Annotated in this window: 13 protein-coding genes; 4 read left to right on the forward strand and 9 right to left on the reverse strand. The window is 67.7% G+C overall.

From position 1 onward, the window contains the following. Entirely contained in the window at positions 1–990 is a 990-nt protein-coding gene (locus ACF8LI_RS24370) for a porin (RefSeq protein ID WP_016450048.1), read from the reverse strand. Positions 991–1,403: 413 nt separating this feature from the next. Further along, positions 1,404–3,086 carry an MFS transporter gene (locus ACF8LI_RS24375; RefSeq protein WP_016450047.1) on the reverse strand — a complete coding sequence of 561 codons (1,683 nt, stop codon included), beginning with the start codon at positions 3,084–3,086 and terminating at the stop codon, positions 1,404–1,406. 303 nt (positions 3,087–3,389) lie between these two features. Here ACF8LI_RS24375 and ACF8LI_RS24380 point away from each other — a divergent pair, with 303 nt between their 5' ends. The 4 genes from ACF8LI_RS24380 (at position 3,390) to ACF8LI_RS24395 (ending at position 7,119) form a co-directional block, all read left to right on the forward strand. After that, positions 3,390–3,698 (forward strand): DUF485 domain-containing protein, encoded by a 309-nt coding sequence (locus ACF8LI_RS24380; RefSeq protein ID WP_012207753.1) that lies wholly within the window; start codon positions 3,390–3,392, stop codon positions 3,696–3,698. Beyond that, positions 3,695–5,428, forward strand: coding sequence for a cation acetate symporter (locus ACF8LI_RS24385; RefSeq protein ID WP_016450046.1), 1,734 nt, complete (start codon positions 3,695–3,697; stop codon positions 5,426–5,428). Before ACF8LI_RS24380 ends, ACF8LI_RS24385 begins: the two co-directional genes overlap by 4 nt. A 210-nt stretch (positions 5,429–5,638) precedes the next feature. Continuing rightward, on the forward strand, positions 5,639–6,274 hold the full coding sequence (locus ACF8LI_RS24390) for a YbhB/YbcL family Raf kinase inhibitor-like protein (RefSeq protein WP_016450045.1): 636 nt from the start codon (positions 5,639–5,641) through the stop codon (positions 6,272–6,274). Beyond that, a complete protein-coding gene (locus tag ACF8LI_RS24395; RefSeq protein WP_017407741.1) occupies positions 6,271–7,119 on the forward strand; it encodes an AraC family transcriptional regulator in 849 nt (282 codons plus the stop codon). The genes ACF8LI_RS24390 and ACF8LI_RS24395 overlap by 4 nt, the downstream gene beginning before the upstream one ends. On the opposite strand, the gene ACF8LI_RS24400 is transcribed toward ACF8LI_RS24395, so the two are convergent. From ACF8LI_RS24400 to ACF8LI_RS24430, 7 genes are all read right to left on the reverse strand, one after another. Next, on the reverse strand, positions 7,095–7,784 hold the full coding sequence (locus tag ACF8LI_RS24400) for a 3'-5' exonuclease (protein ID WP_312840078.1): 690 nt from the start codon (positions 7,782–7,784) through the stop codon (positions 7,095–7,097). The genes ACF8LI_RS24395 and ACF8LI_RS24400 overlap by 25 nt on opposite strands. After that, entirely contained in the window at positions 7,781–9,634 is a 1,854-nt protein-coding gene (locus ACF8LI_RS24405) for a putative nucleotidyltransferase substrate binding domain-containing protein (protein WP_392414435.1), read from the reverse strand. Before ACF8LI_RS24405 ends, ACF8LI_RS24400 begins: the two co-directional genes overlap by 4 nt. Further along, complete coding sequence (locus ACF8LI_RS24410) at positions 9,635–10,270, reverse strand: DsbA family protein (RefSeq protein WP_392414436.1); 636 nt, start codon at positions 10,268–10,270, stop codon at positions 9,635–9,637. Positions 10,271–10,303: 33 nt separating this feature from the next. Further along, positions 10,304–10,549 (reverse strand): DUF1289 domain-containing protein, encoded by a 246-nt coding sequence (locus ACF8LI_RS24415; protein ID WP_016450040.1) that lies wholly within the window; start codon positions 10,547–10,549, stop codon positions 10,304–10,306. Continuing rightward, entirely contained in the window at positions 10,546–11,049 is a 504-nt protein-coding gene (locus ACF8LI_RS24420) for a YbaK/EbsC family protein (RefSeq protein WP_016452780.1), read from the reverse strand. The genes ACF8LI_RS24415 and ACF8LI_RS24420 overlap by 4 nt, the downstream gene beginning before the upstream one ends. Before the next feature lie 2 nt (positions 11,050–11,051). Further along, a complete protein-coding gene (locus tag ACF8LI_RS24425; RefSeq protein WP_017404202.1) occupies positions 11,052–11,993 on the reverse strand; it encodes a hydroxymethylglutaryl-CoA lyase in 942 nt (313 codons plus the stop codon). Positions 11,994–12,102: 109 nt separating this feature from the next. Continuing rightward, entirely contained in the window at positions 12,103–13,011 is a 909-nt protein-coding gene (locus ACF8LI_RS24430; RefSeq protein WP_012207762.1) for a LysR family transcriptional regulator, read from the reverse strand. Between the last annotated feature and the right edge of the window lie 17 nt (positions 13,012–13,028).

A 13,028-nucleotide genomic window follows, 5' to 3' on the forward strand; every position in this document is an offset into this window, starting at 1 on the left:
TCAGAATGCGTGACGCACGCCGACGGCGAAGGACGAGAAGTCCGCGCCCTTCACGCCGGTCATGTAGTTGGCGCCGGCCTTGTTGTCCACCTTGGTGTAGTAGCCGTAGACCTTGGTGCGCTTGCTCAGGTTGTAGTTGTAGCCCAGGGTCCACTGGTTGGCGCCGGAGTCGGCAATGTTGCTCCACTTGTTGGCGTGGCCCAGGTTCACGTGGAACTCGGAAGCGCCCAGGGTGTACATGCCCGACAGACGGAAGTTGTTGCGCGTGCCGCGGATTTCTTCGTCGTTGCGCTGGTAGTAGCCGCCCAGCACGAACTGGCCGAGAGTGTAGGCAGCGCGGAAGGCCAGCTGCTTGTCTTCGTCGAACTGGCTGTAGCCGGCGCCCAGGGCCAGGGGGCCCACGTTGTAGTTGGCGGCCAGGTCGTAGCCGTTCTTCTTCTTGGCCAGGGCGGTGGCCTTCTCGTGCATGGAGACCGAGCCTTCCACCGTCAGGCCGCCGAAGTTGGGCGTGGTGTAGGAGATCTTGTTGGCGGTGCCCAGGCCGCTGGCGAACCAGACGGGATCGAAGTACAGCGCGTCGGAGGACGAACCCGTGTCATGGTTGTGCATGCTCACGTAGTCGGCCGTGGCGAAGTACGAGCCGGGGAAGAAGTTGCCCAGGCGCAGCATACCGAAGTTGCCCGACAGGTTCACTTCGCTCTGGCGGCCGAAGGTCAGCGCGCCGGTGGAGGAGGAGCCCATGCCGGTGTCGGAAGCGAAGCCGCTTTCCAGCACGAAGCCGGCCTTCAGGCCGCCGCCCAGATCTTCGACACCGCGCATGCCCCAACGCGAGGAGTTGTTCTCCATCTTGCTGACGCTTTCGTCACCGATCTTCTGGCGCTCGATCGTGGTGTTGATACGGCCATAGATCGTGACGCTGCTTTGCGCCATCACGGTGGTGGAACCCAGCACGGCCAGCACGGCCAGGGCAACGCGGTTCATCTTGATCATCTCGGCATCTCCTTGGGATTGTTGAGTGGGTATTCTTGAAATCTCAGGGCCGACTCCGGCTCTAGATCAGTGCCATTTGCGGCTGCTGCGAATTCTAGGTGCGGGCATGTCAAAAAATGTACGGCCGCCTCTGAAAATGCGCGATCTGATGCTTTGCTGCCACAGGCATGACATGGAAAACCAGTAGAAGCGCCATACGAAAAAAGCCCATGGCAAACCGCCATGGGCTTTCGTCAATGCAGCGCCACAAAACACAGTCGGATACTGCGCACACCGCATGCAACCGGCGCGGCCCCAACTCAGAGACGCCGAGCAAGAGCCGCCTCGCGGCGATGGCGTCGTCCCCCTCCCGCGAAGCGAGAGAAGGCGCCGTGCATACGGGGGAAGGCGCGTCAGCGCCTCAGGGGGAGCCCTCAATCATTCGCGTAGATATCCACATCCTTGGTCTCGCGCAGGAACAGCGTGCCGATGATGGCCGTGGCGCCCGCGATGACGATGGGATACCAGAGGCCGCTGTACATGTTGCCGGTCTGGGCCACGATGGCGAACGACATGGTGGGCAGGAGGCCGCCGAACCAGCCATTGCCGATGTGGTACGGCAGGCTCATGGAGGTATAGCGGATGCGGGTGGGGAACAGCTCCACCAGCATGGCGGCGATGGGGCCGTAGACCATGGTCACGAGGATGACCAGGTAGGTCAGGATGGCGACCATCATCACCTTGTTCATCTTCGCGGGGTCGGCCTTGGTGGGATAGCCGTCCTCGGCCAGCACCTTGGCCACGGTCTTCTTGAACTCGGCGTCCTTGGCCTTGGCTTCCTCGGGGCTCAGGCCCTTGACGGAGAACGAGGGGATCTCGGTGCTGCCGATGCGGATGAAGGCCGTCTTGCCGGGCGCTGCGTCCTCGGAGTCATAGCTGACCGAGCCGGCGGCCAGCAGCTGCTTGGCCACGTCGCAGGAACTGGTGAACTTGGAAGTGCCCGTGGGATTGAACTGGAACGAGCATTCCTTGGGATCGGCAACGATCACCACCTTGCTCTTGGCCTGGGCCGCGGCCAGGTCGGGGTTGGCCGCTTCGGTCAGCGCCTTGAACACGGGGAAGTAGGTCACCACGGCCAGCACGCAGCCCAGCATGATGATGGGCTTGCGGCCTATCTTGTCGGACAGCGAACCGAAGATCACGAAGAACGGCGTGCCGATGATCAGTGCCGCCGCGATCAGCAGGTTGGCCGTCACCGCATCGACCTTGAGCTGCTGGGTCAGGAAGAACAGCGCATAGAACTGGCCCGTGTACCAGACGACAGCCTGGCCGGCGGTCAGGCCGATCAGCGCCAGGATCACGATCTTGAGGTTGCGCCACTGGCCGAAGGACTCGGACAGCGGAGCCTTGGAGACCTTGCCCTCGGCCTTCATCTTCTGGAAGGCTGGCGACTCGGACAGCGTCATGCGGATCCACACCGAGATGCCCAGCAGCACGATGGACAGCAGGAAGGGAATGCGCCAGCCCCAGTCCGCGAAGGCCTGCTCGCCGATGGAGGTGCGCACGCCCAGGATCACCAGCAGCGACAGGAACAGGCCCAGCGTTGCCGTGGTCTGTATCCACGAGGTGTAGGCGCCGCGCTTGCCGTGCGGCGCGTGCTCGGCCACATAGGTGGCCGCACCGCCGTACTCGCCGCCCAGGGCCAGGCCCTGCAGCATGCGCAGGCCGATGAGGATCACCGGCGCCGCCACGCCGATGCTGGCGTAGGTGGGCAGGATGCCGACGATGAAGGTCGACAGGCCCATGATCAGGATGGTCACGAGGAAGGTGTACTTGCGGCCGATCATGTCGCCCAGCCGCCCGAACACCAGTGCGCCGAAGGGCCGCACGATGAAGCCGGCCGCGAAGGCCAGCAGCGCGAAGATGAAGGCCGATCCCGCATCGAGCCCGCTGAAGAATTGCTTGGCGATGATGGCCGCCAGCGATCCGTAGAGATAGAAGTCGTACCACTCGAAAACCGTGCCTAGCGACGAGGCAAAGATTACCTTGCGTTCTTCCGGAGTCATGGGCCGCGGGGTCGCCTTGACCCCCGCGCCTTGCGATGCGTTGATAGCCATGTCTGTCTCCTTGATTTATTGAATATTTAGCGGGCTTGCCATAGGCCCGCCGATTCACTATCCGCCTGCCTGCTGACGCGAATCTGACTCACCTCTTACAGAAATTGACGGCGAACTGAACGATTTCTTACTAACTCAGCAGCAACCCTGATGCCGTCTTTTTCCATGTGAAAAGCACCGTAAAAACCCTGGCAAACCATGCTGCACTGCGTAAGCACTCGGTCAGAAGCAGTTTCCAGAATGCGCCGCAAGGCTGCAGATCCATGGGGCTGCCGCCGCGATTCCAACTTCAGGAGACAAACCATGACCGATCCGGTGGTAGACAAGATACAGCGCCATCCCAAATACCAGGAGCTGCGGTCCAGACGCAATCGCCTGGGCCTTTTTCTGACGCTGCTGATGCTGGTCGTTTATTACGGCTATATCGCGCTGATTGCCTTCGACAAATCCTTTCTGGCCCAGCCCATTGGCGCGGGCGTGACCTCGCTGGGCATTCCTATTGCCATGGGCGTGATCGTGTTCTCGGTGATCGTCACCGGCCTCTACGTGCGCCGTGCCAATGGCGAGTACGACAAGCTCACCCAGGACATCCTGAAGGACGCCACGAAATGAAGAATTCCGCACAACGCATGCTGCTGGCGCCCGCCGTGGCGCTGGCCCTGACGGGGCCCGTGCTGGCCGCCGGCGGCGATGTCGGCGTGGCCGCCAAGCAGGCCACCAACTGGACCGCCATCATTCTCTTCACGGCCTTCGTCGTGGCCACGCTGTGGATCACCAAGTGGGCCGCGGGCCGCACCAAGTCGGCGGCCGATTTCTACACGGCCGGCGGCGGTATCACGGGCTTCCAGAACGGCCTGGCGATTGCGGGCGACTACATGTCGGCCGCCTCCTTCCTGGGCATCTCGGCCTCGGTCATGGCCAGCGGCTATGACGGCCTCATCTACTCCATCGGCTTCCTGGTGGGCTGGCCCATCCTGACCTTCCTGCTGGCCGAGCGCCTGCGCAACCTGGGCAAGTTCACCTTCGCCGACGTGGCCGGCTACCGCTTCTCCCAGACACCGTTCCGCGCCTTCGCGGCCAGCGGCACGCTGGTGGTGGTGGCCTTCTACCTGATCGCGCAGATGGTGGGCGCGGGCCAGTTGATCAAGCTGCTGTTCGGCCTGGACTACTGGATCGCCGTGGTGCTGGTGGGCGGCCTGATGATGATCTACGTGCTGTTCGGCGGCATGACGGCCACGACCTGGGTGCAGATCATCAAGGCCTGCATGCTGCTGGCCGGCGTGACCTTCATGGGCTTCATGGTGCTGGCCAAGTACGGCTTCAGCCCCGAGGCGCTGTTCGCCGAAGGCGTGCGCGTGCGCTCCGAGATCGCTGCCAACAACGGCGCCGACCCCTCGGCCGCCGCCAAGGCGGGCCTGGCCATCATGGGCCCGGGCGGCTTCATCAAGGACCCGATCTCGGCCATCAGCTTCGGCATGGCGCTGATGTTCGGCACGCTGGGCCTGCCCCACATCCTGATGCGCTTCTTCACCGTGCCCGACGCCAAGGAAGCGCGCAAGAGCGTGTTCTGGGCCACGACCTGGATCGGCTACTTCTACGTGCTGATCTTCATCATCGGCTTCGGTGCCATCACCCTGGTGCTGACCAACCCCGAGATGGCCGACACGGTCAAGGGCGTGATCCACGGCGGCGCGGGCACGGCCAACATGGCGGCCGTGCTGGTGGCCAAGAGCGTGGGCGGCGACGTGTTCTACGGCTTCATCTCGGCCGTGGCCTTCGCCACCATCCTGGCCGTGGTCGCGGGCCTGACGCTGTCGGGCGCCTCGGCCGTGTCGCATGACCTGTACGCCACCGTGATCAAGAAGGGCAAGGCCGACAGCGCCGCCGAGCTGCGCGTCTCGCGCATCACCACGCTGACGCTGGGCGCCATCGCCGTGCTGCTGGGCATCGTGTTCGAGAAGCAGAACATTGCCTTCATGGTGTCGCTGGCCTTCGCGGTCGCGGCCTCGGCCAACTTCCCCCCGCTGCTGCTGTCGGTGCTGTGGAAGGACTGCACGACCAAGGGCGCCGTGATCGGCGGCTTCATGGGCCTGGCGTCCTCGGTGGGCCTGACCATCGTCTCGCCCCCGGTCTGGGAAGCCACGCTGGGCAACCCTGCAGGCTCGGCCTGGTTCCCCTATGCATCGCCCGCGCTGTTCTCCATGACCATCGGCTTCGTGGGCGTGTGGCTGTTCTCGGTGCTCGACAAGAGTGCCCAGGCCGCCAGGGAACGCGCCGTGTTCCCCGCGCAGCAGGTGCGTTCGGAAACGGGTCTGGGAGCTTCGGGCGCCTCCGGCCACTGAGCTGCCGAAGCGGCAACCACGCACAAGCCGGGCCATGCGCCCGGCTTTTTTTCATCCCTCGCCACACCAGAGACACTCAGTTTGATCGGCTGGAGAAGCCTTTTGAGCGGATGGGCGATGTCCTGCGTTTTCCCCGCCCCTAGACTCGGGGGTCTGCCGAGCGCTTCGTGCAGCATGACTTCTCTCTTCAACGCACAGGATCCATCCGACATGCAACTCACCAGCCAAAGCTTCCAGGACGGCCAGGCCATCCCCGGCGAATTCGCGTTCGCCGTGCCCGATGCGGCATCCCACGTGGCGCTGTCGTCCAACCGCAATCCGCACCTTGCCTGGAGCGGCGCACCTGCGGGCACGCAGTCCTTCGTCGTGGTCTGCCACGATCCCGACGTGCCCAGCCGCGGCGACGATGTGAACCAGGAAGGCCGCGAAGTGCCGGCCAGCCTGCCGCGCGTGGACTTCTTCCACTGGCTGCTGCTGGACATTCCGGCCGCCACCACCGAGATCGCGGCAGGTGCCCAGTCCGACGGCGTCACGCCGCGCGGCAAGAGCGGCCCGGCCGCCCCCGGCGGCCTGCGCCACGGCATCAACGACTACACGGGCTGGTTCGCGGGCGACGAGCAGATGAAGGGCGACTACTACGGCTACGACGGCCCCTGCCCCCCGTGGAACGACAGCATCGTCCACCACTACGTCTTCACCGTCTATGCGCTGGCCACGCCCACGCTGGCGGTCTCCGGCGAACTGACCGGCGCCAATGTGCGCGCGGCGCTGCAAGCCGGCCAGGTGCTGGGCAAGGCCAGCATCACCGGCCTGTACAGCCTGAACCCTGCGGTCTGCGCCGCTTGAACCTGAACGGCGACCCGGTGCCCGGCAGCCACTGGCTGCTGCCTTCTGCCGCCCCCGTGGTGCGGGCCGGCCTGTGCAGCCTGGCGCAGCCCAGCCTGCGCCAGGCCCGGCATACGCCGCGCTTCCTGTTCCATGAAGCCTGCCTGCTGCTGGTGGCGGCAGGCAGGCTGGACCTGCACGACGGCAGCCACCAGACCACGGTGGACACGCCCTCTTGCCTGCTGCTGGTGCAGGCGCATACCAGCGCCGATCTGATGAAGACACCGGGCAGCGGCGGACAGCCCTTTCGCTCCGTGCTGCTGGCACTGTCGCCCGAGCTGCTGGAGGCGTTCCACCGCACACGCGCCCAGCCCGCAGCGCTGCCGCTGGACGAGCAGGCCTTTCGGCAACTGCCGCTGGACGACGACCTGCAAGACGCTCTGCGGCAGGTGCTGGCCAGCGTGCCGTCGCCGACTCTCAGCGACGAACGGCTGCGCTACCGGCTGATGGACCTGCTCGCCGCGCTCGCGGAGCGCGGCCACATCCTGCGCCGCGCGGGCCCGCCCGGCACGGCCTCGCGCCTGCGCACCCTCATTGCCCAGGCGCCCCAGCAGCACTGGACAGCGCACAGCGCCGGCAGCGCGCTGGCCATGAGCGAGGCCACGCTGCGCCGGCGCCTGGCCGGCGAGGGCGTCCGCTTCGAGGAACTGCTGGTGGACACGCGCATGCACCACGCCATGCTGCTGGTGCAGACCACCGGCTGGAGCCTGCAACACATCGCCCAGGCCTGTGGCTACCAGTCGCGTGCGCGCTTTTCGGAGCGCTTCCGTGCGCGCTTCGGCTATTCGCCGTCCGCCTTGCGCTGATGCAGCGGGGCCGGCGTCCCGCCGGCCAGCCTGCGCAGCTTGATGAAGGCCAGCGCTGCCATCACGGCGTCGTTGAGCGCGTCGTGGGCCTCTCGCCGGGGCAGGCCCAGGTCGGCCATCAGCGTGGCAAAGCGCAGGTCGATCTCGGGCGCCTGCTGCTGCCAGGGCAGCAGCTGCCGGAAGCGGTGGTCGTAGTACAGGGCCGAGACTTCGATGCGCTCGTTGGGCAGGCCCGTGCCCAGCCAGGGGCGCAGCACGCGCTCGATCATGGCCACGTCGAATTCCAGGTAGTAGCCGACCAGCGGCCGGCTGCCGATGAAGCGCAGCAGCTGCGCGAGCGCGTCCTCGATGGCCAGGCCCCGGGCCAGGTCGCGCTCGCGCAGGCGGTGGATGCGCACGCTGTCCGCTGGCACGCTGCGCGAGGGGCGCACCAGCAGCTCCAGGCGCTCGCTGGACAGGATGCGCTCTCCCACGATGCGCACGGCGCCGATGGAGACGATCTCGTCGCTGCGCACGTCCAGGCCCGTGGTCTCGCAGTCCAGCGCCACCCATTCGCCGGGCGGCGGCGCACCGAAAAGGAAGTCATAGGCGGGGTCCGCCAGCCTGCGCCGCTGCCAGTTGCGCCGCAGGCCCGCCACCCATTTCGACAGGGGTGCCGCGCTCATACCGCGTCCAGCCGCAGGCGCTGGCGCAGCAGTTCCCGAAAGCGCCGCACCACGGCCAGCGTGTCCTTGAGCAGATCACGCTCCAGGCTGCTCAGGCGCGCCGGGTCCACATGGCCGGTGACGGGCCGACCCAGGTCGATCTCGGCCAGGCCCGCCTGCAGGCGCAGGCCCATGAGAAAGTGCAGTCCTTCAAGCAGTTCGCGGCCCTGGACTTCATCGAGCACGCCTTCGGCCACCAGGGCCGCCAGGCGCTCGGCCGTTCCCGTGGCGGCGATGTGGTGGGCCAGCGCCAGGCTGCGCACGCCGTGGACGATGGGAAAGATGCCGGCCTTCTTGAGGTGCACGGGCGCCCCCTCGTCACCACGGCCCAGCAGCCGCTCCCACCAGCTGCCCGGCTCGTGCGCGAAGGCGTCGACGGCCGAGGCAAAGCGCGCCACCTGGGCGTCGCTGTCCAGGGCCAGCGCCATCAGGTCCCGCCGAACCTGCGCGAGCAAGGCTGCATCGCCTGCCACGGCGTGGGCGTCCAGAAAGATGGCCAGGTGCATCAGCCCTTGCGGGCTGGGCAGGATCAGCCATTCGCGCACACGACGGCCAAAGTCGGCCACCGTGCCGCGCCACAGCGGATTGCTGAGCATGATGCCGCCCGGGCATTCGGGGTAGCCGAAGCGCTGCAGCTGCGCGGAAAAGCGCGCGCAGATGGCGTCGAGGTCCTGGGGCGGCGCATAGCCGTCGCGCAGCAGCAGGCCGTTGTCCTGGTCGGTCTTGAGCAATTGCTCGCCGCGCCCCTCGCTGCCCATGACGAAGAGGCAGCTGTGGGCCACCAGGTCCGGCGACGCCAGCATCTGCCAGGCACGCTCGAACAAACGGGCGTTGAGCTGCTGCACCAGGCGCGCCATGAGGGCAATGCGCGTGCCGCCCCGGTGCAGGGCGGCCACCAGGCGCGTGATCTGGGCAGCCGCCTGCTCCAGCGCCTGCAGGTCGGCGGCCTGCTCGATCTGCACCGTGATGAGGTGGGAGTGGTTGGCCAGGAAGCTGAACAGGTCCAGCGCCTCCAGGATGCCCAGCACCTGGCCCTGTGCATCGAGCACGGCCAGCCTGTGCACGCGCGCACGCAGCAGCACGACCAGGGCATCGCCCAGCTGGTCGTCGGCGCGCACGGTGAACACGGGCTGGCTGGCGAACTCGCCCACGGCCAGCCGCTCCAGCGGGCGGCCGTCGAGGATGGCGCGCTGCAGCGTGGTGCCCGTGAAGATGCCCAGGCCGCCCTGCGGCAGTCCCGAGACCAGCACGCTGGTCGTGCGCTCTGCATGGAACAGGCGCACCACAGAGACGATGTCGGTGGCCGCATCCACCACATGGGCGGCACGCAGATAGGCCTGGTCCACGCGCGCCAGCGTCAGCGACTGCAATTCGTGCCGGTCGGCGCGCTGGGCCAATGTGCCCAGCTTGTGGCCCAGGTCGGAGAACAGCAGGGCGCCAAAGGCCGTGTTGCGCGCGATCAGCTCGCCCACGGTTTCGCGCGCAAGCTGGTAGGCGATGAGCTCCTCGGCCACGGTGAAGCGGCTGCCTGTGCGGCCGGCCACCAGGGCGCGGCCGTCGAAGCTGTCGTCGGGGCCGTAGCTGGCCAGGACCTCGTCGCCCTCGGTCTGCACCACATGGCCCTTGATGATGACGAAGAGGTGGGTGGGCGCCGAGCCGGCGTCCAGCACCACGGCGCCCTCGGGGAAGTAGGCGATGTCCACGCCATCGCGCACCAGCGCCTGTTCGTCGGGCGTGAGGCAGTCGAAGGGCGAGGCGGCGAAGTTGAAGGCGTTGGGCATGGGGCGGGGCCGTTGTTCCAGCCCCGCCATTCAAACCTTCAGGCCTTGCTCCACGCTTGCAGCCGCATCCCAGCCGCTGTCGAACCAGCTGTCGCCTTCCAGGTAGGCGCGCAGCATGGGCAGGCTGTCCAGGCCCCAGAAGAGGCGGCCGTCGACTTCCCAGGCCGGCACGCCGAACAGGCCTTGCGCGGCCGCGGCGTCGGTGTTCTCGCGCAGCAGGCGCTTGGCGTTGTCCGCCGCATCCGTGCGCAGCTGTGGCGCCAGCGTGGCGCGCAGGGCGTCGAGCCGCGCCGGGTCCAGCGCGTCGGCGCCGCCCAGCCAGACATGGCGCAGCACCGTGCCCGCGACAAAGCGGTTGACCGTGCCGTCGTCGCTGCATTCCAGCGCCAGGCGCAGCAGCGGCAGCGGGTTGAACGGATGGCGGGCCGGCATGTCCAGCCCCACGCCCATGGCATGGCCCAGCCAGCTCACATGGCGGTAGGTCCACTCGCGCTTGCCCGCGATGCCGGCCGGCCCCGGGTTGGCATGGCGCTGCAGCAGCGCGCCCAGCAGCACGAGGCGGTACTGCATGTGGTGGCTGATGCCCTGCAGGGCCTGAGGCAGTTGCTCGAAGGCCAGCCAGGCATAGGGCGAGACGAAGTCGAGATGGAAGGTGATCTGCTTCATGGCGGCAGGCTCCTGCAGTGCAGTCCAGGGGGTCTAGGGGACGGCGACCGTGATGCCCGCACGCTCGAGCAGCGCGTTCCAGATGACCAGGCGCTGCGACGCATCGGACTTGGACCAGGCACGGATCTCGTCGATGGTGCGAAAGCACCCTTCGCAATGGCTGCGGTCCGGCGTCATGCGGCAGACCGAGATGCAGGGCGATGGCACGGGCTCGTCGTCAGCGCGCGCAGCGAAGGCTGCGCCGGCCTTGTGGGCCAGCATTTCCTTGGGGCCCATCATGCCGCCACCTCCTGCACCACGTCGGCCCAGGGCGCACCGGCCAGGGCCTGCAGCGCGGCCGGCGTGGCCGCGAACACCGCATGCGGATGGCCGGCGGCCGCCCAGACCGTGTCGAAGCGCTGCAGTTCCCGGTCCACCAGGGTCACGGGCGTGTTGGCATGGGCCACGGGGCTGACGCCGCCGATGGAAAAACCCGTCTGCGCCTTGACGAAATCGGCATCGGCACGGCCCACGGGGCCGACCAGGGCAGCGACCTTCTTCTCGTCCACGCGGCGGTCGCCCGAGGCCACGACCAGCACGGCCACGCCGTCGCTGCGGCGGCGGAAGATGATGCTCTTGGCCACCTGGCCCACGAGGATGCCCAGCTGGTCGGCCGCTTCCTGGGCCGTGCGCGCCGCGCCGTCCAGCATGCGCGGCCCCTCGCCATGGCCGGCCTGCTGCAGGAAGGCCGCCACGCGCTGCACGCCTTCGGGAAGATGGTGGAGTTCAGATCCGCACATGCTCACACCGCCTCGCATGCAGACGCGCTGGCGCGCTTGGTGAGCAGTGCCTTGGCCACGCGCGATTGCGTGGGGCGGCCCAGGTGGTCGCTGATGAACTGGCCAGCGTCAATCAGCTTGTCCAGGTCGATGCCGGTCTCTATGCCCATGCCCTGCAGCATGTAGACCACGTCCTCGGTGGCCACATTGCCCGTGGCGCCCTTGGCGTAGGGGCAGCCGCCCAGGCCCGCCACCGAGGTGTCGAACTGCCACACTCCCAGCGACAGCGCGGCCAGCGTGTTGGACACGGCCTGGCCGTAGGTGTCGTGGAAGTGGCCCGAGACATCGTCGATGGCGAAGTGCTGCAGCGTGGCCTCGATGGCCTTGCGCACCTTGACGGGTGTGCCCACGCCGATGGTGTCGGCCACGCCCACATGCTGCACGCCGATGCCCTTCATGAGGCCGGCCAGGTAGGCCACGCGCTCGGGGGCGATCTCGCCTTCGTAGGGGCAGCCCACGGTGCAGCTCATGGCGCCGCGCACGTAGATGCCCTGGGCGCGTGCGGCCTCGGCCACGGGGGCGAAGCGGTCGATGCTTTCGGCAATGGAGCAGTTGATGTTCTTCTGGCTGAAGGCCTCGCTGGCTGCGCCGAAGACCACGATCTCGTCGGGCCACAGTTCGCGCGGCGCCGACAGCGCGGCCTCCAGGCCCTTCATGTTGGGCGTGAGCACGCTGTAGCGCACGCCGGGGCGGCGGACGATGCCGGCCATGACTTCGGCGTTGTCGGCCATCTGCGGCACCCATTTGGGGCTGACGTAGCTGGTGACCTCGATTTCCTTGAGGCCGGCTTCCTGCAGGCGGTGCACCAGCTCGATCTTGACGGCGGCGGGCACGGGCTGTTTTTCATTCTGCAGGCCGTCGCGGGGGCCTACATCGACGAGTTTGACGCGGGAAGGAATGCTCATGGGGTGTTCTCACCGGGATGACGGGTACGGCCCCTATTGTCCAGTCTTGCAGGTCCGGGCACCACCCCATATCCTGCCGGGCCATGCACAACGGCTGCCAGCGCCCCGTTCAGCCCGGCAGGGCCGCCATTTCCTCGCGCAGCATCTCCACCATGCGCGCGGCAGCCGGCGACAGGCGGCGGCCGCTCAGGCGCACCAGGCCGATGGGGCGGCGCAGCACCGGCCGTGCCAGCGGGCGCGCCACCACCTCCGGCCGCTGCACCACCTGCGCGGCCAGCAGCGGCAGCGCGCTCACGCCCAGATCGGCAGCCACCATGGCCGCGATGGTGGCCAGGTGCTCCACGGCGTACTGGGGCGCAAAGCGTATGCCGTGGGTCAGCAGGGCCTCGTCGGCGTACTGCCGCACGCTGGTGCCGGCCGGCATGGAGATGTGGGGCAGATGGGCCACGTCGGCCCAGCCCAGATCGCCGCGCCCGCGCGCCAGCGCATGGCCGCGGCCCAGCAGCAGCACGAAGCGGTCGGAGGCCAGCGGCAGGTAGTCCAGGTCGGCATAGGCGGGGTTGGCCGCCGTGAGCGCAAAGTCCACGCGGCCTGCGCGCACCATGTCGAAGGCCGGCCCGGCCAGGCTGTCGAACAGCTCCAGGTGCACGCCAGGATGCTCGGCCGCAAAGCGCGCCAGCACGCGGGGCAGCAGGCCCGCAGCCAGCGACGGCAGGGCCGCCAGCGCCAGCCGGCCCACCTGCACCTGGGCCACCTCCTGCACGCGGCGCACGGTCTCGTCCATCTGGTGGCGCAGGATGCGCGCCTGCTCGGCGAAGACCTCGCCGGCCTGGGTCAGTTCCACGGCGCGTGTGGTGCGCTCGAACAGGCGCGCGCCCAGCATCTCTTCCAGCCGCGCCAGCGTGCCCGAGACGGCCGACTGCGACAGGTGCATCTGCAGCGCCGTGCGCCGAAAGCTCAGCGAATCGGCCAGCGCCAGAAAGACATCGACCTCGCGGGCCGACCAATTGATCTTCATGACCGATCAGTTTATCG

Source organism: Delftia sp. WSY_12, from assembly GCF_043104645.1.
Taxonomy (GTDB): Bacteria; Pseudomonadota; Gammaproteobacteria; order Burkholderiales; family Burkholderiaceae_C; genus Comamonas; species Comamonas tsuruhatensis.